Here is a 22,279-nt window from a genome sequence, read left to right as displayed (position 1 = left end):
GTTAGTCCTCAACCACCTGCACGTTGACGACGTCCTCGATGACCGGGTTCGACAGGAGCGTCTCGGCGGCCTCGCGGGCCTGGGCCAGGACCGCCTCGGTCACCTCGCCGTCGACGGCGAGCTCGAAGCGCTTGCCCTGGCGGACGCCGGAGAAGGCGTCGAAGCCGAGGCGGGGGAGGGCGCCCACGATCGCCTTGCCCTGGGGGTCCAGGATCTCGGGCTTGGGCATGACATCAACAACGATCCGGGGCATCCGGTGCTACTCCTGTGCGCGAGGGGATTGGCGCCCGCGGAAGGGGTGCCGTCTCACGCCGAGGGGCGCTCCGCGAGCTTGCCCCACCAGTCTACCGGGATGCGGCGCGCGCGGGCGCACGGGTGACGGGCGGCACTCACGCGGCCTCCAGGAGCTCGTCGTAGGCGGTGAGGCCGTCCAGTGCGGCCCGCGCGCGTTCCACCTCGAGATGGTGGACCCGATCCAGCTCCGCGAGCGACTCCCCGTCGGTGTGCTCCGAACCGAGCTCGGTGATGACCAGGAGGTCCTCGCTCACCACCGTGATGTAGGAGTAGATGCTGGTGGTCCCGGGGAAACCCGGTCGCGGACCATGCTCCGTCAGGAGGAGCGCGGAGTCGTCATCGAGCTCGTCGACCAGACTGAGCTCGACCCAGGCATCCTGCAGGCCGTCCGGGGAGGTGATCCGGGAGCACTCTCGAGCACGGTCCTCGAATTGGCCGAGGAGCCCCTCGGCCTCCGGACTGCGGAGGAGGCCGGTGCCGAAGAGCGCGGGGAAGCTCGTCACCGTCAGGTGACGGTCACTCTGGCCCTCCTCCGTGGCATAGATGTAGCCGAGACGGATCGACTCGAACAGGAAGATCCGCTGGTCGCCGGAGAGCAGGGCCAGCGGTTCGGTGCACGCCTCCGCCGCGGTGGGTTCGACTTCGCTGGGCGCGAACGACTTCGAGTTGCTCTCCGAGACGCGCCAGCCCGGGCCCAGGTCCTCGACGCCCGCCATGAGGCCGAGTGCCTCGTCGGCCGCCTCCTGGAGCGCCTCGTCGGCCGCCTGGAGCACTTCGGCGTCCTCCTCGGCGTTCCCCTGGGCGTTCGCGGGGGTGTCCTGCGCAGCGGCAGCGCCTGCCCCCGGCGCCGGAGTCTTGGCGGCCGGATCGGCTGCCGACTCGGGGTTCGGCTCGGCGGTCGGTTCGGCGGTCGACGAGGCCGTCGACGAGGCGGTCGGACCCGCTGCTGACTCGGGGTCCGGCCCGGCCGGCTCGGACGGGGCCGAGCAGGAGGCCAGGACGAGCGCCAGGGGGAGTGCGGCGAGGAGCGCCGGGCTGCGGTGTGCCGTGTTCATGGCCTCACGCTACGGTCGGCGCGGCCACGGTGCGCCGGCCCGTCCACAGGGCTGCGTCCTCTCCACAGCTGCGGCTCCACCGTTGACGTCCGGCCCCCTAAGCTGGAGGCATGCCCGCCACCATCGACCCGTCCCAGCGCTGCCCCTGCGGCACGGGCGACAGCTACGGCGAGTGCTGCGCCCGCTTCCACTCGGGCGGCGCCGCGCCCACCGCCGAGGCGCTCATGCGCTCGCGCTACTCCGCATACGCGCTCCTGGACCGCGACCCCGCGCCGCTGGCCCGCTACCTCCACCGCACGTGGGACGCGGCGGAGCGCCCGCCGCTCGCCGGTCTGATGGAGCCCGGCCCGGAGTGGGGGAGACTGACCATCGTGGGGACGACGGCGGGCGGTCCCTTCGACGACGCCGGCACCGTCGAGTTCGTGGCCCAGTTCCGCGACGGCTCGGGCGCCCGGCACCGGATGCACGAGGTCAGCCGGTTCCGCCGCGAGGGCGGGCGCTGGCTCTATGTGACGGGGGACGTATCGGGGGACGGCGACTGAGCCGGCACCACCGCGGCCGGTAGGGCGCCGCGAGCGCTACCGGTCCAGCGTGACGGTCCGCAGATCCAGCCGCCGCAGCACCAGATCGGCCGCCTCCGGGTCCGTCCCGGGCGCCTTGCGTGCCGCCAGGACCTCGCGCCGGGCCGCGTTCAACGCCTGCCGCTGCACCTCGTCCATCACGGAGAGCGTCTGCCGGAGCGCGCGCATCTTCTCGGGGTCGTCCTCGACGTCGCTCTCCAGGAGCGTGTGCAGCGACTCCATGCGCTTGGCCAGTACGGCCCGCCGCTCCGGCGGCAGCTGCTGGGCCGCCGTCGAGTTCCTGACCGCCTTCAGCGCCACCTGCTGCGCCCGCCGGGCGAGGGCCCGCTCCTGCCGTTCGAGCGCGGCGTGGTCGTCGGGCAGCCGCAGCCTCCGCATCAGCCAGGGCAACGTCAGCCCCGGACCCACGAGCGTTACCAGGAGCACCGCGCAGGCCGCGGCGATGACGAAGTTCCGCTCCGGCAGGGGATCCCCGGCCTCGGTGGTCGCGGGCAGCGCCAGGGCCAGGGCCAGCGTCGCGAGCCCGCGCATGCCGCACCAGGTCAGGACCAGGACCTCCTTCAACGATCCCGGTACCTTGTTGCGGCGCTCCGTCCCGCCGAGCCGGAGGATGGCCATCATCCAGAGCAGCCGCACCAGCAGGACCGCCGCGCAGACCACGGCGATGCCGGGTACGAACCCGAGCAGGTCCGCGCCCTCGTCCTGGATGACGTAGCGCATCTCGATGCCCACCAGGCCGAACGCGACGCCCGTGGTGAGGAGCTCGACCACGTCCCAGAACGCGGCGCGCGTCAGCCGCTCCTCGGAGTCCTGCGGCCGGGCGCGCCGGCCGAGCTCCAGGGCGGTGACGACGACGGCGACGACGCCGGAGCAGTGCGCCTCCTCCGCGAGGAGGTAGACCGCGTACGGAGCCACCAGGGTCGTCGCGGAGCGGGCGACCAGGTTGGGAACGAACCGGTTGAGGGCACCCACGAGCCAGGCCATGCCGAGCCCCAGCAGCACCGCGCCGGCGGCCCCGAGGAGGAAGGCGGGCACGATGCCCCATCCGACGTCGCCCCCGCTGACGGCCGCGGCCACGGCCGCCTGGAAGATGACGATCGCGATGGCGTCGTTGAACAGACCTTCCGTCTGCAGGGTCGAGACCAGCCGCCGCGGCATGCTGACCTTGCCGGCCACGGATTCGACGGCGACCGGGTCCGGCGGCGCGACGATCGCGCCGAGCGCGATCGCGGCCGGGATGCCCAGCGAGGGGACCAGCCACCAGGTCAGGCCGGCCACGGCAGCCACCGTGACGGCCACCAGCAGCACGGCGAGCAGGACCAGGCTCCGCCAGCGGAACCGGAACACGGACCAGGAGCTCCGCTGGGCCGCCGCGAACAGCAGCGGCGGGAGGAAGAGCGGCAGGATCAGCTCGGGGTCGATCCGGATCTCCGGGATGAACGGCAGGAAGGCCACACCGGCGGAGAACAACAGCATCAGCACCGGGTAGGGGAGCCGGATCCGCTCCCCGAGCCCGACGACCACCACGGTCCCGAACAGGAGCCCCACCAGCAGGATCATGAATTCCATGCTCCGAAACTACTCCACGCGGAGGGGCCGTCCCCGACTCAGCCCGCGACTCGGCCCGCGACTCAGCCCCCGGCTCAGTCCTCGACGAGCTCCGGGACGCGGCCCAGCCCGTCGAGGCCGCGGATCTCGTCCGGTGCGAGCCGGACGTTGAGCACCGGCGGCCCCGGCACGGACCGCCGCAGCTCGGCGACGTGGCGCTCCTCCGCCGCCCGCCGCCGCTCCATGAACTCGCCCTCCTTGCCCGGGGAGCGCTTGTTCACGACGAGCGCGCGCACCCGGATCCCCTGGGCCCGGAGCTGCTCGTGGAACTCGACGGTCTCCGCCACGGGCAGGCGCTCGGCGGCCAGCACCAGCACGAACGCGCACCGCGACTCGTCCGCCAGGAGCGCGCGCAGCCGTGCGAACCGTTCGCGCCGGCGCGTGAGCACGGACCGGATCCGGGAGTCGCGGGAGTCCTGGGCCTGCCGCTTGCCGCCGAGCCCCACCACGGCCTCGCCGAACTTCTCGCTGGCCTCGCGCCGACGCAGCAGCCCGTCCGTCCAGGCCGTCATGAGATCCGGCAGCGCCATGAGCCGGGCGGTGTGCCCCGAGGGTGCGGTGTCGAAGACGACGACGTCGTAGCGGTCCGCGGGCCTGGAACCGCCGGCGGATGCCTCCGCAGGGTTCTCCGCGAGATCCGCCGTGAAATCCTCCGTGAGCTCGGCCACCCGCTCGAGGACGGAGGCCTCGTGCGTGCCGGGCGCGTCGGCGGCGAGCCGGAGGTACTTCTCCACCTCGCGGTGCAGGTGCTCGGGCATCATCCCGCGGATAGTGGCGCCGACCTCCTTCAGGTGCCGTGCTGTGGCCGCCGCCGGATCGATCTCCACGGCGTCCAGCCGCCCGCCCGCGTCCGTGGTCGCCAGCCTCGACGGCTTGTCCCGCAGTCGCCGCTCGAACAGGTGGCCCAGGTTGTGTGCCGGGTCGGTGGACACCAGCAAGACCCGCTCCCCGGCGTCGGCGAGTGCGACGGCGGTGGCCGCCGCCGTCGTCGTCTTCCCCACGCCTCCCTTGCCCGAGAAGAAGACGACGCGGGCTCCCGCGGCCAGCCCGCGCAGGGCCTCGGCCCCGGGGGCCGGGGCGGCGTGGTTCGAGGAAGGCATCGCGTCCTCTCGTCGGTCGGAGGGGCTGTCTGGGTGTGGGTCTGGCGTCGGCGTGGGACCCGTCAGCAGCAGGAGATCGAGTCCAGCGGCGAGCGGTCCATGCCCATCCGCCGGTGCCAGTCGTGGAACCGGTCGAACAGGACGGGCAGGAGCTCCAGCGTGTAGTAGCTGGCCGGGTTCGGGACGCCGAGGGCCTCGGAGAGGACCAGCATCATGAAGAGGTCCTCCTCGTCGCGCTGGGCCCGCGCGAGCGTGCGCCGGTAGGGCGCCATGTAGAACTCCCGCAGGCCCTCGGCGAAGGCGGAGAGTCGCCCCATGCCCGTCCTCGGCCCGCTACCGGCCGGCGAGGGCGTCGGCGTCCTCGTCGGCGTCGTCCAGGTCCGCCGGCTCGCGACGGGCGCGGCCCATGGCGGTGACGGCCTCCGCGATCACCCAGACGGCCGCGATGAGGATGACGATGTCCAGCCCCAGCAGCAGCCAGTTCTGCGCCTGGTAGAAGTCCACCATCTGCACCAGCAGGGCGATCACCGTCATGACCAGGACGAACGTCAGGGGGATGAGGGCCGGGAGCACCGGGCGGCGGCGCTTGATCAGCATCACCGCCACGATCGCCAGGGTCAGCCCGGCGAGCAGCTGGTTGGTGGTGCCGAAGAGCGGCCAGATCAGCATGCCGCCGGAGCCGTCCGCGCCCGCGCTGAACGTCAGCGCCACGGTCACGGCCACGGCCACCAGGGTGGCGAGCACCGGCCGGATCCGGACGCCGGCGATCTCGCCGACCTCCTGCACCACGAAGCGCTGGAGGCGGACGCCGGTGTCCATGGTGGTGGCGGCGAACAGCACGGCCATGGTGGCCAGGATGGTCGCCGAGAGCGACTCGGGGATGCCAAGGCCCTGGTTCACGATCGCGCCGCCGCCGTTGACGAAGGCGCCCACGCCGCCCTCGCCGAACGCGGAGTAGATCTCCTCCCACTCGGCGACCGTCTGGAAGCCGGCGGACACGGCGATGATCGTGCCGAGGGCCAGCAGGCCCTCGCCGACGGCGCCGAAGTAGCCCACGAACCGGGCGTCGGTCTCGCGGTCGAGCTGCTTCGACGTCGTGCCGGAGGCCACGATGCCGTGGAAGCCGGAGATGGCGCCGCACGCGATGGTCACGAACAGCAGCGGCACCAGCGAGGGCGTCCCCTCGGGGACGTTGGTGTTGAAGGCCGGGGCCACCATGGTGGGCCCGGAGATGATGATCGCCCCGTAGAGGATGGCGAGGGCGATGAACAGCTGGAGGCCGTTGATGTAGTCGCGCGGCTGGAGGAGCATCCAGACCGGCAGCATCGAGGCGATCGCCGCGTACACGAACAGGACGATGATCCAGAAGGCGTTGGCGTTCAGGCCCATGATGACGTCCGGCAGGACCACGGGGAAGGCGTCGCCGAGGAGGATCAGGCCGTAGAGCGCGAGGACGCCGACGATCGACACGATCGGCAGGCTCCACTTCAGCTTGTAGATCGCCTGGCCGATGAGGAGTGCGACGACGATCGCGCCCCAGGCGGGGATGACCGCCGTGGGTGTGGAGACCAGCAGGTTGGAGATGACGACGGCGAAGGCCGCGTTGACCATCAGCAGCACCAGGAAGATCACCACGAGGAAGAGGTTGCGGCCGCGGCCGCCGATGTACCGGCCGGAGAGGGTGCCGATGGACTGGCCCCGGTTGCGGTTCGAGGCCCAGAGCGCGCCGAGGTCGTGCATGCCGGCGAAGAAGACCGTGCCGAGGGTGACCCAGAGGAGCGCCGGCAGCCAGCCCCAGATGACGGCGATGGCCGGGCCGACGATGGGCGCGGCGCCCGCGACGGACGTGAAGTGGTGGCCCCACAGCACGTACTTGTTGGTCGGGACGTAGTCCACGCCGTCCTCGTAGCGGTGGGCCGGCGTCTGGTAGGAGGGGTCGAGAGCGAAGACCTTCTTGCTGAGGTACTTCGAGTACAGCAGGTAGCCCGCAATGACGATCGCGATGCCTATGAGTGCGAGGAGGATGGAACTCACGGCGAACCTCTTTCTGACGATGGTGCCGGGCCCGGGGCGGCGTCGTCGGCGCTCCGCCGGGTGCGGCTTCGGTGATGCCTGAGCACAGCCTAGATCCTCGGTGCTCCGAGTCACAGTGTCGGGGCGGTGCCTGTGACGTGCGGCTACGAGGGCAGGGCCAGCGCCTCGGCGACCTGCAGCAGCCGGGCGCGCAGCACGTCCGCCCGCTCGGCGAACTGGCGTTGGAGCTCCACGTACCGGGCCTTGCCCTCGGGGGTCTCGATCCGGAGGGGCTCGTAGCCCCACTCGGAGAGGTCGTACGGGGAGGCCTGCATGTCCATGGTGCGGATGTCCCACGCCAGCTCGAAGCAGTCCATGACCAGCTCGCTCGGCACGGCCGGCGTGAGCTTGTACGCCCACTTGTACAGATCCATGTTGGCGTGCAGGCAGCCGGGCTGCTCCAGGTCGCGCTGGGTCTCGCGGGTCGGTTGCAGCTCGTTCAGGGGCGCCGCCTCCGGCGTGTAGAACCGGAACGCGTCGAAGTGGGTGCACCGGATCCGGTGCTCCTCCACCACCCGGTCCGTGCCGGAGGCGCCGAGCCGCAGCGGCAGGTACTCGTGCCGGATGCCGTTGCTCTCCGACCGGTACGCCATGGCCCATTCGTGCAGGCCGAAGCAGGCGAAGTTCCCCGGCCGGCTGGCCGTCCCCGCCAGGATGATGCGCGCGAACCGGATCGCCTCGGCCCGAGCGGCGCCGAAGGCCTCGACGTCCAGCCCCGTGCCGCCGTCGTGCTCCGTGTAGAACTTCCAGGCGCGGCGCTCCGCCGCTGCCTCGCCCTCCAGCACGACGCCGGCGCCCGGGTGCCAGCGCTGCAGCTGGCCGGGCTTCTGGGTGTAGTAGGTGAAGAGGAAGTCCTCGACCGGATGCTTGCGCTGTTTCATCCGGCGCTCGACGAAGGGCGCGGCGAACCGTTCCACGCGCTCGCGGTGGGCGCGGGCGCGCGGCAGCCACGCGGATTCGGGGAGGGAGGTCATCCCCACCATTCTAGAAGCCGGCGGCTCGCCGGTTAGGTCGCGTCGGTTAGGTCGCGTCGGTCAGGTCGCGTCCCACACCGCCCGGTAGAACGCGATCCGCTCCGCGTCCGGGGCGACGCCGTACGCGTCGTAGACCAGGTGCTCGAAGCCGGCACCGTAGTTCCAGACGGTGCTCCACGCGGCGATCGCGAGGTCGGCCCAGAAGTCGGCGACCCCGAGCGCCCCCAGGTCGACGTGGGCGCTCCAGGCGCCGTCCTCGCCGATGAGCGTGTTCGGGGCGCAGGCATCGCCCTGGCAGACCACCAGCCGGTCGATGCGCGGGGCCTCCGCCGCCAGGGCGCGGCCCAGGGCGGCGTCCCCGGCGCGCGCGAGCCGCGAGCCGAGCGACCAGTCGAAGGGGCAGCCGTCCACGGGCAGGGCGTCGTGCAGGGCCCGCAGTCCGGTGCCGATGGCCCGCGCGGCCTGCTCCGGCTGCGCGATCCAGCGCGGCGAGACCGCCGATTCCCCGGGCACCCCGGCGGTGACGAGGAGGTGCGAGCCGTCGTCGTGCCGGGCCGTGTGGAGCGGGCGGGGGACCGGCGTGAAGTCGGCCGCCCAGGCGAGGCGTTCTGCCTCTGCCCGCAGGTCGAGGCCCGCGGCGGCCGGCGACCACTTGGCGAACTCGGCGCCGCCGGAGGGCAGGCCCAGCCTGAAGGTGAGGCCGCCGAGCTCGTTCCGCCAGACGGGCAGCACGCGGTCCGGCCCGACGCCGTGGCCGGCGGCGTACTCCGCCACGGGCGCTGGGACCTCGACGTCGGCCTCGGGCGCGGCGGCGAGCGGGCGGAAGGGCATCGGGCTCCTCGGTCGGGTGGCTCCAGCCTACTGCCGCACCGGATCGTCAGGCCGCCGTCACGGCGGGTTCACCCCGGCGTCGTCCGCGTGTCCCACACTCGGAGGCATGCCTGAGATCTCACGACGCTCCCTGGTCCTCGGTACGCTCGCCGCCGGAGGGGCCGGCCTGGCCACCGCGGTGACCGCCCGGCCCGCGACGGCCGGCGGCCTGCTGCGCACCGCCTCGCCCGGCCAGGTCCGGCAGCGGCTCAAGCTCCCCTCCGGCATCCAGTTCGGCGACGCCGGGACGGACTCGGCCGTCCTCTGGTCGCGGGCGTCGGGGCGGGGGAGGCTCGTCGCCACCCTCCGGACGGTCGACGCCGAGGGCCGGGTCCTGCGAGGCAAGGGCGCCTTCGCGCGGACGCTGCGCAGCGGCTGGGCCACCGAGGACTCCGACTTCACCGCGAAGATCGCTGCCGCCCAGCTGCCCTCCGGCAGCCGCTTCGCCGTGACCATGGCGTTCGAGGACGAGCACGGGAACCTCGGCGAGGCCCGCGAGGGGAGCTTCGCGACGGCACCCGGCCCGAACGCCGTCGGACGGGGCCCGGGGCGGGGCCGCGGGGAGGTCCCGCGCGGGCAGAGCTTCGTCTGGACCGGCGACACCGCCGGCCAGGGGTGGGGCATCAACGAGGAGATCGGCGGCATGTTCGCCTACTCGGCGATGCGCGCGGTGAAGCCGGACTTCTTCGTCCACTCGGGCGACACCATCTACGCGGACGGGCCGATCGCGGAGACGGTGGAGGAGCCGGACGGCAGCATCTGGCGGAACCTGGTCACGCCGGAGGTCGCCAAGGTCGCGGAGACCCTCGACGAGTACCGCGGCCGCCACCGCTACAACCTGATGGACGCCAACATCCGCGCGTTCTACGCCGAGGTCCCGGTCATCGCGCAGTGGGACGACCACGAGACCACCAACAACTGGTGGCACGGCGAGGTCCTCGAGGACGAGCGGTACACGGTGCGCGACGTCGACACGCTCGCCGCCCGCGGGCGCCGGGCCTGGCAGGAGTATCAGCCCATCGCGGATCCCCGGGCGATGCGGCGCGGGACCGGGTTCGAGCCGGCGCGCATCTATCGCAAGATCGAGCGCGGGCCGCAGCTGGACCTGTTCTCGCTGGACATGCGGACCTTCAAGGGGCAGAACACCGACGGGCTGGAGCCGCGGGCCACGCCGATCCTCGGCGAGGAGCAGCTGCAGTGGCTGATCAAGGAGGTCCGCCGCTCCAAGGCGACGTGGAAGGTGATTCTCTCGGACCTGCCGCTGGGGATCGTCGTGCCCGACGGCGACGCCCAGGAGTCCATCTCCAACGCGGACGACGGCGCTCCGCTGGGCCGCGAGCTGGAGCTGGCCCGGCTGCTGAAAGCCTTCAAGGACGCCGGCGTGAGGAACATCGTCTGGCTGACCGCCGACGTGCACTACTGCGCCGCCCACCACTACTCGCCGGAGCGGGCCGCGTTCACCGACTTCGACCCGTTCTGGGAGTTCGTGGCGGGGCCCATCAACGCCGGCTCGTTCGGGCCCAACGCGATGGACGGGACGTTCGGGCCCGAGGTGGTCTTCGCCAAGGCCGGGGAGCGGGCCAACCAGTCCCCGCGCGACGGGAAGAGCCAGTTCTTCGGCCACGTGGAGCTCGACGAGGCCGATCAGTTCACCGTGACCCTCCGCAACGCGCTCGGGGAGGCCGTCTTCTCGAAGACGCTGGCGCCCGAGCGCTGACCCGGGCCGGCGGCGGGTCCGCGGGGTGCGGGTGGAGCACCGGTGGTCCCGCGACGTGCCGGTAGGGCACGGGCGGGTTCGCGGCGTGCCGGTGGAGCACCGTGCTCACGGAGAATCTGGTGCTGAAGCGGCACGTGGCGGCCTGGTACGTGCTGGCCTGCCTTCTGGCGGCCAGGCACGTGCTGGGGCGGCATCTCGCGGCGCCGCCCGTGCTGGCCCGCCATGTGGCGGCCAGGCACGTGCGGGCCCGCGGAGGGCGCCGGAACTAGCGGCCCGTGCCGCCGTAGACCGTCGCCTCGACGTCCGTGTCCAGGTCGAACGCCCCGTGCACGGCGCGGACGGCCTCGTCCAGCTTGTCCGCGTGGGTGACCACGGAGATCCGGATCTCGGACGTGGAGATCATGTCGACGTTCACGCCGGCCTCGTGCAGGGCCTGGAAGAACTTGTAGGAGACGCCCGGGTTGGAGCGCATGCCGGCGCCGATCAGCGAGAGCTTGCCGATCTGGTCGTCGTACTCGATCGCCTCGAAGCCGATCTCGTTCATCGTGGCGCGGAGCGCGTCCAGCGCGTCCTTGCCCTCGATCACGGGCAGGGTGAAGGAGATGTCGGTCTTCTCCTTGCCGGCCGTGGAGACGTTCTGGACGATCATGTCGATGTTCGCGTGCGCGCCCGCGATGACGCCGAAGATCTGGGCCGCCTTGCCGGGGATGTCCGGCACACCCACCACGGTGACCTTCGCCTCGGAGCGGTCGTGTGCAACACCGGAGATGATGGGCTGTTCCAAGGGCTCTCCCTCTTGAATCTTGATCTGGTCGTCGGGGCTGGGCATGACCCAGGTGCCCTCGTTCGGGCTGAAGGAGGACCGCACGTGCAGCGGCACTCCGAACCGTCGCGCGTACTCCACGCAACGCAGGTGCAGGATCTTCGCGCCGGACGCGGCCATCTCCAGCATCTCCTCGCTGGAGATCCGGTCGATTTTCTGCGCCGAGGCGACGATCCGCGGATCCGCCGTGTAGACGCCGTCCACGTCGGTGTAGATCTCGCAGACGTCGGCGTTCAGGGCCGCCGCGAGGGCCACCGCGGTCGTGTCCGAGCCGCCGCGGCCCATGGTGGTGATGTCGTTGCTGGACCGGCTCATCCCCTGGAACCCGGCGACGATCGAGACGTATCCGCGGTCCACCGCCTGGCGCACGCGCTCGGGGGAGACGTCGATGATGCGGGCCTTGCCGTGCACCGAGTCGGTGATCATGCCGGCCTGGCTGCCCGTGAAGGACACCGCGCGTTCGCCCATGCCGTCGATCGTCATGGCCAGCAGCGCCATGGAGATGCGCTCGCCGGCGGAGAGGAGCATGTCCATCTCGCGCGCCGGCGCCTCGGCCGTGAGCTGGCTGGCCAGGTCGAGCAGCTCGTCCGTCGTGTCGCCCATCGCGGAGACCACCACGACGACGTCGTGCCCGGCCGCCTTCGTGTCGATAATCCGGCGGGCGACCCGTTTGATGCCCTCGGCATCGGACACGGACGATCCGCCGAACTTCTGCACAATGAGGCTCATGCCGTAGCACTCTCCTGAAGGGGTCTCCCGGTGTCGTCACCGGCTGGGGTGGTCGGCTGCCGCGGCTCCGCCCCGCCGGGCAGCGCCGGGCCGCGGTTCGGCCGTGGATGCTGCCAGACAGTGTATCCAGCGCCTCTGCGACCCCTCGTTTTCGTGAACCGGGCCGGTCATATTCCCGCCCGGGATGAGCCGCGCAGCCTCAAACTCATCCCGTGGGAGGTGTCTGGTCGGGGACGCATTTTCTAGGCTTGAGGCCTGAGCGGTCGTGTGGCCGCGGGTGAGGAGGATTCCGTGGCAGGGGCACCGATGGGGCCGCAGGGCGCCGGGCGCGATGACGGGACCGTCGACGACGGGACGGTCGAGGACGGGACCGCCGACGACCGGAACCGCGCCGCCGTGAGCGGCGTTGCGCACGGCGGCCGGAACGAGGGCGGCCGGAACGACGGCGTCGTGAACGACGACGGCGGCGCGCACGACGATGGCACCGGCATGACCGGCGCAGCGCGGCAGGGCGGCGGCATCGTCGCGACCGGGCTCGCGCGCGCCTTCGGCTCGGTGAAGGCCGTCAAGGACATCCACTTCGCGGCGGCCCCCGGCGAGGTCACCGCGCTGATCGGGCCCAATGGCTCGGGCAAGACCACCCTGCTGCTGATGCTGGCCTCCCTGCTCCGTCCGGACGCCGGCACGGTGCGGATCGGCGGGCTCGACGTCGTCGAGAACCCGCGCGCCGTGCGCGCCCGGATCGGATGGATGCCGGACACGCTCGGCGTGTGGGAGGCGTTGACGGCGCGGGAGATCCTGGTCGCGGTCGGCCGGCTCTACGGCATGACCAAGGATCAGGCGTGCGAGCGCGCCGACGAGCTCCTGGACATGGTGAAGCTGAGCACGCTGGCGAAGCAGCCCGCGCGCGTCCTCTCCCGCGGACAGCAGCAGCGCCTGTCGCTGGCCCGCGCCCTGATGAACGACCCCGCCGTCCTGCTCCTGGACGAGCCCGCCTCCGGGCTGGACCCGGGAGCCCGGATCGAGCTGCGCAACCTCCTGCGCCAGTTCGCGGCGGAGGGGCGCACCGTCGTCGTCAGCTCCCACGTGCTCGCGGAGCTGGACGAGATCGCCGACCGCGCCGTCTTCGTGGCCGACGGGCGGACCGTGCGGGACCAGTCCGTGCACGACGTCGAGGAGCAGCTCCGCGGCTACACCATCCGCGCGCTGGACCAGGAGCACCTGCTGCGGACCCTGTCCGACCTGGGCGTCCTGTTCACGGTGCCCGCCGGACAGCGGCGGCCCGAGGCCCTGGTGGAGGCCTCCAGCGAACTCCAGGCGGCCCAGCTGCTGCGCGAGCTGATCGACGCCGGCGTGGCCGTGTCCGCCTTCGCCCCGAGCGTCGGGGCGCTCGAGGAGACCTACATGAGCTCGGTCTACGCGGCCGAGGTGCACCGAATGACCAGCGCCCATCGCGAGGGCGGGAACCCGGAGGCCGGCCAGTGACTGACGAGAAGGCAACGAGCCTGGGCTACCTGAGCGGGATCAGGACGGTCGTCGAGCTGGAGCTGAGGCAGCGGGTCAGGTCCAAGTCCTGGTTCATCATGCTGGTGGTCTGGTTCCTGGTGATCCTGGCCGTCACGGCCCTGGCCGCGTACTCGGCGTCGCCGATGCTGCTCGGCACGGCGGAGGCGGAGCAGATCGGCCAGATGATGTTCGAGCTGGTGATCTCCTTCGTCCTGCTCTTCGGCCTGTTGGTCGCCCCGGCGCTGAGCGCCAACACCATCACGGGCGACCGCGCCGGCGGCACCCTGGCGATCCTCCAGAACACGCTGCTCACCCCGGGGCAGCTGCTGTGGGGCAAGTGGCTGGCCTCGTGGATCGCGGCGCTCGCGTTCCTGGTGGTGACGCTGCCGATGCTCGCCTGGGCCATGTCCTACGGGGACGTGTACCTGCCGTCGGTGCCGCTGTTCGTGCTGATGTGCGCGGTGGAGCTCGGGGTCGCCTGCGCCATCGGCGTCGGGATCTCGGCGCGCTCCACCCGGCCGCTGTTCGCCGTGGTGGGCACCTACCTGGTGGTGGCGCTGCTGGGGCTGGGCACGCTGATCGGGTTCGGGCTGAGTCTGAGCATGACGCAGGAGACCATCACCGACTACGAGGTGGTCAACCCCAAGGACCCGTACGCGAGCATCGAGATGGACGAGAACGGCGTCCCCCTGGACGAGGACGGCGAGCCGGTCGAGAACGAGGAGCAGTTCTGGCGCGAGTTCGACGCCGAGCACGCCGACTTCGTGTACCGCACGGAGGACGAGATCTGCACGGACAAGCCGATCCAGCGGACCATCCTGCACACCGAGCGGACGGCGTGGATGCTCGCGGCGAACCCGTTCGTCGTCGTCGCCGACGCCGTGGCCACGCAGCCGGTCGAGGCCGGCCAGGACTACTCGCCCGAGGGGCCGCTCGGCGCCGTCCAGGTGGGGGTCCGCATGGCGCAGTACGGCGTCGACGGTCCGGACTGCGTCAACGGTGTGCGGCAGCCGGAGCCCACCATGAACCCGGGAGAGATGCCGCCGCTGTGGCCCGTGGGTCTGGGCGTGCAGCTGGTCCTCGTGGGGCTCCTCATGGCGGATGGACGACGCCGGCTGGTCACCCCGGCGCGCAAGCTCGCGACGGGCACCCGGGTCGCCTGACGCCGTCGTGCCGTGCGAGGCTCCGGCCGTCGGCCCCTAGTGCCGACGGCGCGGCCGTCCTAGGGTGGACGGCATGACGGGTGAGCGCGCGAGCAGCACGACGACGGAGACCGAGATCCTCAAGCGCTACCTGCGCGAGGCCCACGAGGCCCTGCTCTGGAAGCTCGACGGACTGAGCGAGTACGACGTGCGCCGGCCCATGACGCAGACCGGGACGAATCTCCTGGGTCTGCTCAAGCACGTGGCGAGCGTGGAGACCGACTACCTCGGGCAGGTCCTGGGCCGGGAGCAGGAGCAGCTGCCGTGGATGGCGGACGACGCCGAGCCGAACGCGGACATGTACGCGACGGCGGAGGAGAGCCGCGAGTGGGTCGTGGACTTCTACCGGCGGGCCGCGGCCCGGGCGGAGGCCGCCATCGACGAGCTCGGTCTCGACGCGCCGGGGCACGTCCCCTGGTGGGGCGGAGCGTCGCGCGACACGACGGTCCGCCGGCTCGTGGTGCACATGATCGCGGAGATCTCCCGCCACGCCGGCCAGGCGGACATCGTCCGCGAGGCCATCGACGGGAGCGCCGGCCTGCTGCCGGGCAACAGCAACCTGCCGGAGTCGGGCCAGGCCTGGTGGACCGGGTACCGGGACCGGCTGCTGGAGATCGCGGACGGGTTCCGGCTGGAGGAGCGGGCCCGGTAGGGCGCCGGGCGATCAGCTGTTGAGGGTGCGGCGCCCCTCGAAGGCGCGGCCGAGGGTGACCTCGTCGGCATACTCGAGGTCGCCGCCGACCGGCAGGCCCGAGGCGAGCCGGGTGACGCGGATGCCGATGGTGCTGAGCAGCCGGCCCAGGTAGGTCGCCGTCGCCTCGCCCTCGAGGTTCGGGTCGGTGGCGATGATGATCTCCTGGATCTTCTCGTCGTTCAGCCGGCCGAGCAGCTCGCGGATGTGGAGCTGGTCGGGGCCGACGCCGCCGATCGGATTGATGGAGCCGCCGAGGACGTGGTACCGGCCGCGGAAGGAGCGCGTGCGCTCGACGGCCATGACGTCCTTGGACTCCTCCACCACGCAGAGCACCGTCTCGTCCCGCTTGGGATCACGGCAGATGCTGCAGGTCTCCTGCTCGGTCACGTTGAAGCAGATCGAGCAGAACTTCACCTTGTCCTTGACCACGCGGATCGCGTCGGCCAGCCGGTTCATGTCCTCGCGGTCGGCCTCCAGGATGTGGAAGGCGATGCGCTGGGCCGACTTGGGTCCGATGCCGGGGAGCCGGCCGAACTCGTCGATCAGTTCTTGGACTGCGCCTTCGTACACGAAACCTCACACTCGGATGTCGACGCCGCGTGGGCGCCTAGTTGACGGGCGTTCCGTCGAGACCGCGTTCTTCGATCAGCCGTCCGTTCAGGATCCGCTCGATCGCGGCCCGGCCGATCACCGTGGAGTCCTCGATCGCGATGTCGTCGTCGCTGGGTTCGAAGTCCTCGGGCCCGCTCGCCGGATTCCCGGCGTAGGACGAGTCTACGACCTGCGGGCCCCGACCCGCTCCGCCGCCCGGGGTCCCGCCCGATGAGCCGGGGCCGGCGGTCCCGGCGTAGGGGGTGCCGGGGTAGGACGGTGCGGCACCCTGCTGACCGCCGCCGGGCGGACCGCCGAAGCCGGTGCCGGGCGCCGGTGAGCCGCCGTCGCCCTGGGCCTGGGCGAGGAGGCGCTGGTACCGGCTCACCTTCTGCGCAGCGCTCTGCTGCTCGGGTTCCGGGTCGGCCGGACGCTCGCTGGTGTCCGGCCGCATCGTGGGCGGCAGGGCCGAGCCTGCCCAGGAGGGCGGGGGCGGCGTCGGACCCTTGGGAGCCGGCGGGATGACCGGCGACGGACCGCGATCGGAGGCGGTGGGCTGCCGGGCAGGACCGGCCTGCTCGGCCGGTCCGCCCCTGGCGGCCCCTGCGGACGGGCCGGGCACGTCATCCCGGCCAGGCTCGTTCCGGCCAGGCTCGTTCCGGCCAGCGTCGTCGCGGGGAGCCTCACGCGGTGCGTCGGACCAGCCATAGTCGTCGTACGGGTACGGCGGTTCGTCGTCGGCCGGGGGCTCGTCGGGCGGCACCCAGCCGTCGGAGGACTCCCAGCCGCCCTGCGACGGCGGATCGGCGGCGGCTGACGGATGCGATGCCTCAGCTGCCGACGCGTCTGGCGCTAGGCCTTCCGGTGCCTCCGGGACGGCTGCCGAGCCGGCCGACGGCGCGGAGGCCGCCGGGGCCGGCATCGGCGCTGCCGCGGACGACGCTGAGGCCGCTGACGACGCTGAGGCCGCTGACGACGCTGAGCCCGCAGACGGGGCGGATGCGACCGACGGCGCTGACGTCGTGGAAGGTGCGGACCCGGCCGGCGGTGCGGACGATTCTGACGGCACTGGCGCCGCTGACGGGGCGGACCCGGCCGACGGCACGGAAGTCGCGGTGGGAGCCGAGGCTGCCGATGCTGCGGACGGCGCCGACGGCGCGGAGAGGGCCGACGAGGCCGACGTCACGGACGCTGCCGTCGCCGCCGAGGCGCCCGAGGGCGCAGTGCCCGCGGAGCGTCCAGAATCCGGCCCGCCCGCAGTGGCTGCGGGGGTCGCGTCCACCGGGGAGGCGGTCCCGTCCGCGGGGCGCGGGGCGGTGCGATCCGGGTTCGGCTGGGCCGCGTCGGCGGGCGGGAACTCGGTCCATTCGGGTGCGGCGGGGCGCTCGTAGTGCTCCTGCAGCTGTGGTTCCGGCTGGAACGGGGGGACTTCGCGCGGCGGGTTGGGCTGCGGCCGCGGCGAAGGGGCGTTCGCGCGGGGGGACGCGTTGCCCGTCTGGTTCCCTGCGGACGCCGGCTCGGGCCGGCGATCAGCTTTTGGGCCGGAACCACCACCCGTCGGCCCGGATCCTCCCGCGGCGACGTCGACTTGTACCTGCACGCCGAGCACCTGGTTGATCGCCCACTGCAGCAGCGCCCCGTTGTCGGGTCGGCTGGTGAAGTGCGCCAGTGCTCCGGGGTTCGCGAAGGAGACGGTCAGCATCCGGCCGTCGAAGCCGGAGACGGACGCGTTCTGCTGCAGGTTCATCTGCACGGCGCGGCGCTCGCCGGCGACGACCTTGAGGATCTCCGGCCAAGCGCGGCGGAACATCTCCACGGACCCGGCGCCGCCGGGCTGGTGCGGAGTCGGGTCGGCGGCCGGCTGCTCGCCGGCGGCCCTCTGTGCGGGTGCCGTGGATGCGTCGGATGCGTCTGGTGCGGCGGGCGCACCGGCGGGGACGGAGGTCTCGGATCCCGTCTCCGGCCGGGGGGCGGCCTGCTCCGGCGGTGCGGCGGGTGCTTGCGCCGGCCGCTCGGCGGTCGGCTCCGAAGCCTGCGTGTGACGGGCCGGCTCGGCGGTCGACCCGGAAGCCGGCGTCTGGCGGGGCGGCTCGGGGGCGGCGGCCCAGGTGCCTCCCCAGTCGGCCGCGGATCCCTGCGCCGGGCCCGGGGAAGGGGCCGGGTGCGCGGCAGGGGCCTGTTGCGCAGGCGCCTGCGTGTCCGCGGCGGAGTGCTCAGTATTCTGCGGGGCCCGCGCCGGCGCCCCGTGAGGCTGCTGCGGAGCCGCGTCCTGGGGAGCCGCGTCCTGGGGTGCCGAATCTTGGAGTGCCGAATCTTGGGGTGCCGCGTCCTGGGGCGCCGGTACATTCGAGGGCGAGACGTGCGGGACGCCGGAGGCATTCGCCTGACTCGTCGCATCGGAGGACACCTGCGGAGTGGACGGTACTCCGGCAGGGGAACCGTCCGTCGGTGCGGCCGGCGTGGAGGGCGCTGGAGCGTTCGGTGCAGGCGCCGGTGCCGCACCCGCGGCCGGTGCGGCGGGCTGCGCGGTCGGCTGTGCCTCTGGCTGCACGGCGGGTTGCACGGCCGGCTGCACTGTGGGCGGAGCGGCGACGGGGCCGTCCTGGTCCTGCCGCGCCTTGGCCGCGCGCAGTGCCTCGCGCACCGCGGCGGCCCCGCCGTTGCCGTCGAGCCCGGCACCGGCGTCCGCGAGGGCACCCGCCGGCGCACCGGCGTCGTGCTGGGAGGTCCCGGAGGCGAGCGGCGCCGCGCCGCCCTGGGTCAGGTGGCGCTCGATGCGGTCCACGCGGGCGACCACTCCGTTCTCGCCGGTGTCCGACGCGGGCAGCAGCAGCCGCGCGCACAGCAGTTCGAGGTGGAGGCGGGGGCTGGTGGCGCCCGTCATCTCGGTGAGCGCCTGGTTCGTGACGTCTGCGGAGCGGCTGAGCTCCCCCTGGCCGAGCGTGGCGGCCTGCTGGCGCATCCGGTCCAGCTGGTCCTCGGGAACGCCCCGGATGATCTGAGCGGCGCTGTCCGGCATCGCCTTGACGATGATCAGGTCGCGGAACCGCTCCAGCAGGTCGTCCACGAACCGGCGCGGATCGTGCCCGGTCTGCACCACGCGGTCGACGACGCCGAAGACCGTGGCGGCGTCGTTGGCCGCGAGGGCGTCGACGACGTCATCCAGCAGGGCGGCATGCGTGTAGCCGAGGAGCGACACGGCGAGCTCGTAGTCCAGCCCGTCGGGGCCGGCACCGGCGATGAGCTGGTCCAGCACGGAGAGCGTGTCCCGGACGGAGCCCCCGCCGGCGCGCAGGACGAGCGACAGGACGCCCGGGGCCACCGGGACGCCCTCCTGGGCGCAGAGCCGCTCGAGGTACTCCATGAGGGTCTCCGGCGGCACCAGCCGGAAGGGGTAGTGGTGCGTCCGGGAGCGGATGGTCCCGATGACCTTGTCCGGCTCCGTGGTCGCGAAGATGAACTTGATGTGGGGCGGCGGCTCCTCGACGATCTTGAGCAGCGCGTTGAAGCCGGCCGAAGTGACCATGTGGGCCTCGTCGATGATGAAGATCTTGAAGCGGTCGCGCGTGGGGGCGAACGTGGCGCGCTCGCGCAGGTCGCGGGCGTCGTCGACGCCGCCGTGGCTGGCGGCATCGATCTCGATGACGTCCAGCGAGCCGGCCCCGCCCGTCGCGAGGTCGATGCAGCTGGGGCACTGGCCGCACGGGTTCGGGGTGGGGCCCTGCTCGCAGTTCAGGCAGCGGGCCAGGATGCGCGCGCTGGTGGTCTTGCCGCAGCCGCGCGGGCCGGAGAAGAGGTAGGCGTGGTTGACGCGGTCCTTGTCGAGGGCCGTCATCAGGGGTGTGGTGACATGCTCCTGCCCGATGACCTCCGCGAAGGTGTCCGGCCGGTATCGGCGATAAAGGGCTGTACTCACGCGTAAAACCCTAGCCCCTCCCGCACGGGCGTGCACGCCGGGTCAGGCACCTGTGAGGGGAGAGTCGAGGATCCACGGCTCACGCGGCAGCGCGGCCGGATCGAACGCCTCGAGCGCCGCCGCCAGGGACTCCCCGGGCAGGCCGAGGGACTCCAGCAGCACCCCGCGCACCCGGTCCGGTCCCACGGGGCCGTGCTCCACGCCGTCCACCACGCGAGTGGTGGACAAATCACCCAGCGTAACGGCGCCGTCGCGCTTGGCGAGGCGCTTGCCGTCCGCGTTGAGGGCCAGCGGGACGTGCGCGTACTGCGGGGCCCGCGCGCCGAGGAGCGTCGCGAGGTACGCCTGGCGCGGCGCGGAGGACAGCAGGTCGTCCCCGCGCACCACTTGGTCGACGCCCTGGAGGTGGTCGTCGACGACGACGGCGAAGTTGTAGGCGGGCACGCCGTCGTTCCGGAGGACCACGAAGTCGTCCACGACACCCGTGTACTCGCCGTGGAGGTCGTCCTGCACGGAGAGCTGCACGACGTCGGCGCGCAGCCGGAGCGCAGCCGGGCGCTCCGCGCGGCGGGCGGCCCGCTCGCCGGGGGAGAGGTCCCGGCAGTTGCCCGGGTAGGCGCCGGGAGGCGTGTGCGGTGCCCGAGGGGCCTCGGAGATGTCGCGGCGCGTGCAGAAGCACTCGTACAGGAGGCCCTCGGCGCGCAGCCGGTCGAGGGCGTCCGCGTAGCCGGAGGCGCGGTCCGTCTGGCGCTCGGCGACGCCGTCCCACGTGAGGCCGATCGCGGCGAGATCGCGGAGCTGAGCCTCCTCGGCGCCGGCCCGCGCACGGTCCAGGTCCTCGACGCGCAGCAGGAAGCCGCGGCCCGTGGAGCGGGCGAAGAGCCAGGCCAGGAGGGCGGTGCGGAGGTTGCCGAGGTGGAGTTCGCCCGACGGGCTCGGGGCGTAGCGGCCACAACCCATGGGACACCTTCCGCGAGAGAGCCGGGAAAAGTAAAGACCCCTCATGCACCTGCCAGAGCCCACCTACCCTTGCTACCTTCCGGTCCTGGGGGAGTTCAGCAGGATGACACCACATGAGGGGCCGATCAACGAGTCTAGCCGATCGGCGGCGGCCGCGAAAATCGCGGCGGGCGATGCCGGATTCGCGGTTCCGGCGCGACTCGGGTAGGCTGGAGCCTGCTCAATTTTGATGCTGCGGCGTTGTCGCGGGATCGGAGTCGAGTGCCATTGGAGGATTCGCCTAGCGGCCTATGGCGCACGCCTGGAACGCGTGTTGGGTTCACGCCCTCGGGGGTTCAAATCCCCCATCCTCCGCCGAAATCTTCGGGCGGGACACCAGTCGGGTGTCCCGCCCGAAGTCGTTCCACGACCCGTTCGCTCAGGCGCTCCGGCCGGCGCCGAGGGGGACGGTGCCGACCGCGAACCCGCGGGGGTCCAGGAGCCGGCCGACGAGCTTCACGGGCCGGAGCACCACGCTGCGGTCGACGAACTCGAGCCACGGCATCTGCTGGCGCAGCCGGGCCTCCAGCCGCTGCCCGTCCGTCACGGTGCGCAGCCAGGCGGCCGCGATCAAGTTGGTCGGGCCCGCCGTCGACAGGGCCGTCCGCAGCTCCGGGATCCCGGCCAGGGCCTGCCCGGCCTCGTCCATCCGGTCCGGCGGCACGCGCAGGAAGAACCACTCGAGGACCCGCCACTCGGTGAGATCGCGCGCCACCTCGCAGCGCAGCCGCAGCGAGCCCGACGCCGAGAGCGCCTGCAGGCGCCGGCGCACCGTGCTCTCCGAGACGTCCAGGCGCTCCGCAAGATCCGCGACGGGCCGCCTCCCGTCGGTGGAGAGCAGCTCCACGAGCCGCCGGTCCAGCGGGCCGACCGCGCCGGGATGGATCGCCGTCTGGGCGGCCGCGCCGATGGCCGCCTCCTGGCGCTTGGAGAGGCTCCGCAGCCTCCACCGGCTCGCGTCCGTGTAGCGCCGGGCGACGACGTGGCTGCGCACCGACTCGACCTCGGGGATCCTGCCGACCCGCTCCAGCAGGTAGTCGCTCAGCGCGAGCTGGTCGGGTTGCGTCACGGTGACGAGGAGGTCGCGGGAGCCGGAGGCGATGTCGATCGTCATCGCGGCCGCGTCGGCCGCCAGGGTGGTGGCCGCGGTCAGAGCGGACCCCGCCCGGCAGCTCACCTCCAGCACGCCGATGGAGGTGTCCGGGTCGTCGATCGGCTGACAGGAGACCCAGGCGGCGCCGGATTCCTCCAGCCGCACCCACCGACGCGCGGCCGTGGACGGGGCCATGCCCAGGAGGCGGCCGAGCTCGGCCCAGCTCGCCCGTGGGGCGATCTGCAGGGCGTGGAGCAGCCGGAGGTCCTCCTCGTCGAGGACGATGCCGTGCCCGCTCCCGCCGTGCCCGCTCCCGCCGTGACCGCTGCCGCCGCGCCGGGAACCGCCTCGGGAGGGTCCCGGGGCGGTCTGAGCGGGTGGTGTTGCGACGGAATCGTGCGGTGAATGCGTGCCCATGAAGAAATCGTGCATCTCGACGGAGTCGGTGACAACT

The 22,279-nt window shown here is 72.6% G+C and carries 19 protein-coding genes, 1 tRNA gene and 1 other RNA gene; 7 read left to right on the top strand and 14 right to left on the bottom strand.

Annotated features, from left to right (window positions below):
* Position 1 precedes the first annotated feature (1 nt).
* The gene (purS, locus tag ABD784_RS14240) at positions 2 to 253 is read right to left on the bottom strand and encodes a phosphoribosylformylglycinamidine synthase subunit PurS (RefSeq protein WP_309080546.1); all 252 of its coding nucleotides are present in this window, start codon (positions 251 to 253) and stop codon (positions 2 to 4) included.
* A 136-nt stretch (positions 254 to 389) separates the two neighbouring features.
* Positions 390 to 1,349: a hypothetical protein gene (locus ABD784_RS14235; protein WP_344886153.1), complete on the bottom strand. Its 960-nt coding sequence runs from the start codon at positions 1,347 to 1,349 to the stop codon at positions 390 to 392.
* Positions 1,350 to 1,459: 110 nt separating this feature from the next.
* On the opposite strand from ABD784_RS14235, the gene ABD784_RS14230 reads away from it, so the two are divergent.
* Positions 1,460 to 1,891, top strand: a complete 432-nt coding sequence (locus ABD784_RS14230) for a YchJ family protein (protein WP_344886150.1) — start codon at positions 1,460 to 1,462, stop codon at positions 1,889 to 1,891.
* A gap of 36 nt (positions 1,892 to 1,927) precedes the next feature.
* On the opposite strand, the gene ABD784_RS14225 is transcribed toward ABD784_RS14230, so the two are convergent.
* From ABD784_RS14225 to ABD784_RS14200, 6 genes are all read right to left on the bottom strand, one after another.
* Positions 1,928 to 3,499, bottom strand: coding sequence for a Na+/H+ antiporter (locus ABD784_RS14225; RefSeq protein WP_344886147.1), 1,572 nt, complete (start codon positions 3,497 to 3,499; stop codon positions 1,928 to 1,930).
* Positions 3,500 to 3,573: 74 nt separating this feature from the next.
* The gene (locus tag ABD784_RS14220; protein WP_344886144.1) at positions 3,574 to 4,638 is read right to left on the bottom strand and encodes an ArsA family ATPase; all 1,065 of its coding nucleotides are present in this window, start codon (positions 4,636 to 4,638) and stop codon (positions 3,574 to 3,576) included.
* A 62-nt stretch (positions 4,639 to 4,700) separates the two neighbouring features.
* Positions 4,701 to 4,955 (bottom strand): cory-CC-star protein, encoded by a 255-nt coding sequence (locus ABD784_RS14215; protein ID WP_344886141.1) that lies wholly within the window; start codon positions 4,953 to 4,955, stop codon positions 4,701 to 4,703.
* Positions 4,956 to 4,971: 16 nt separating this feature from the next.
* Positions 4,972 to 6,672, bottom strand: coding sequence for a carbon starvation CstA family protein (locus ABD784_RS14210; RefSeq protein ID WP_344886138.1), 1,701 nt, complete (start codon positions 6,670 to 6,672; stop codon positions 4,972 to 4,974).
* Positions 6,673 to 6,815: 143 nt separating this feature from the next.
* Complete coding sequence (locus ABD784_RS14205; protein ID WP_425582988.1) at positions 6,816 to 7,685, bottom strand: 3-methyladenine DNA glycosylase; 870 nt, start codon at positions 7,683 to 7,685, stop codon at positions 6,816 to 6,818.
* A gap of 60 nt (positions 7,686 to 7,745) precedes the next feature.
* A complete protein-coding gene (locus ABD784_RS14200; RefSeq protein WP_344886132.1) occupies positions 7,746 to 8,516 on the bottom strand; it encodes an aminoglycoside 3'-phosphotransferase in 771 nt (256 codons plus the stop codon).
* A gap of 106 nt (positions 8,517 to 8,622) precedes the next feature.
* On the opposite strand from ABD784_RS14200, the gene ABD784_RS14195 reads away from it, so the two are divergent.
* The gene (locus tag ABD784_RS14195; protein WP_344886129.1) at positions 8,623 to 10,272 is read left to right on the top strand and encodes an alkaline phosphatase D family protein; all 1,650 of its coding nucleotides are present in this window, start codon (positions 8,623 to 8,625) and stop codon (positions 10,270 to 10,272) included.
* 101 nt (positions 10,273 to 10,373) lie between these two features.
* Positions 10,374 to 10,541 (top strand): hypothetical protein, encoded by a 168-nt coding sequence (locus ABD784_RS14190; protein WP_344886126.1) that lies wholly within the window; start codon positions 10,374 to 10,376, stop codon positions 10,539 to 10,541.
* Here ABD784_RS14190 and ABD784_RS14185 read toward each other — a convergent pair.
* Positions 10,538 to 11,824: an aspartate kinase gene (locus ABD784_RS14185; RefSeq protein ID WP_344886123.1), complete on the bottom strand. Its 1,287-nt coding sequence runs from the start codon at positions 11,822 to 11,824 to the stop codon at positions 10,538 to 10,540. The two genes, ABD784_RS14190 and ABD784_RS14185, sit on opposite strands and share 4 nt — an antisense overlap.
* Before the next feature lie 489 nt (positions 11,825 to 12,313).
* Between ABD784_RS14185 and ABD784_RS14180 the strand changes: the two genes are divergently transcribed.
* The 3 genes from ABD784_RS14180 to ABD784_RS14170 all read left to right on the top strand — a co-directional run bounded on the left by ABD784_RS14180 (position 12,314) and on the right by ABD784_RS14170 (position 15,184).
* Positions 12,314 to 13,309, top strand: coding sequence for an ABC transporter ATP-binding protein (locus tag ABD784_RS14180; RefSeq protein ID WP_425582993.1), 996 nt, complete (start codon positions 12,314 to 12,316; stop codon positions 13,307 to 13,309).
* The gene (locus ABD784_RS14175; RefSeq protein WP_344886118.1) at positions 13,306 to 14,493 is read left to right on the top strand and encodes an ABC transporter permease; all 1,188 of its coding nucleotides are present in this window, start codon (positions 13,306 to 13,308) and stop codon (positions 14,491 to 14,493) included. The genes ABD784_RS14180 and ABD784_RS14175 overlap by 4 nt, the downstream gene beginning before the upstream one ends.
* 73 nt (positions 14,494 to 14,566) lie before the next feature.
* Entirely contained in the window at positions 14,567 to 15,184 is a 618-nt protein-coding gene (locus ABD784_RS14170; protein WP_344886115.1) for a DinB family protein, read from the top strand.
* A 12-nt stretch (positions 15,185 to 15,196) separates the two neighbouring features.
* Here the strand turns inward: ABD784_RS14170 and recR are convergent, their stop codons facing one another.
* The 4 genes from recR to ffs form a co-directional block, all read right to left on the bottom strand.
* Entirely contained in the window at positions 15,197 to 15,796 is a 600-nt protein-coding gene (recR, locus tag ABD784_RS14165; protein ID WP_344886113.1) for a recombination mediator RecR, read from the bottom strand.
* A 37-nt stretch (positions 15,797 to 15,833) separates the two neighbouring features.
* A complete protein-coding gene (locus tag ABD784_RS14160; protein WP_344886111.1) occupies positions 15,834 to 19,733 on the bottom strand; it encodes a DNA polymerase III subunit gamma and tau in 3,900 nt (1,299 codons plus the stop codon).
* 42 nt (positions 19,734 to 19,775) lie between these two features.
* The gene (gene gluQRS / locus ABD784_RS14155) at positions 19,776 to 20,693 is read right to left on the bottom strand and encodes a tRNA glutamyl-Q(34) synthetase GluQRS (protein WP_344886108.1); all 918 of its coding nucleotides are present in this window, start codon (positions 20,691 to 20,693) and stop codon (positions 19,776 to 19,778) included.
* Positions 20,694 to 20,722: 29 nt separating this feature from the next.
* Positions 20,723 to 20,819: signal recognition particle sRNA small type (ffs, locus tag ABD784_RS14150), an RNA gene on the bottom strand.
* 143 nt (positions 20,820 to 20,962) lie between these two features.
* Between ffs and ABD784_RS14145 the strand changes: the two genes are divergently transcribed.
* Positions 20,963 to 21,047 (top strand) — tRNA-Ser (locus ABD784_RS14145).
* 64 nt (positions 21,048 to 21,111) lie between these two features.
* Here the strand turns inward: ABD784_RS14145 and ABD784_RS14140 are convergent.
* Complete coding sequence (locus ABD784_RS14140) at positions 21,112 to 22,242, bottom strand: Lrp/AsnC family transcriptional regulator (RefSeq protein ID WP_344886105.1); 1,131 nt, start codon at positions 22,240 to 22,242, stop codon at positions 21,112 to 21,114.
* Positions 22,243 to 22,279 lie beyond the last annotated feature (37 nt).

The sequence above is a fragment of the Zhihengliuella alba genome (assembly GCF_039538765.1).
GTDB classification, from domain to species: Bacteria; Actinomycetota; Actinomycetes; order Actinomycetales; family Micrococcaceae; genus Zhihengliuella; species Zhihengliuella alba.
The sequence above is the reverse complement of the archived record's forward strand: the minus strand, read 5'-3'. Positions and strand labels throughout refer to the sequence as shown.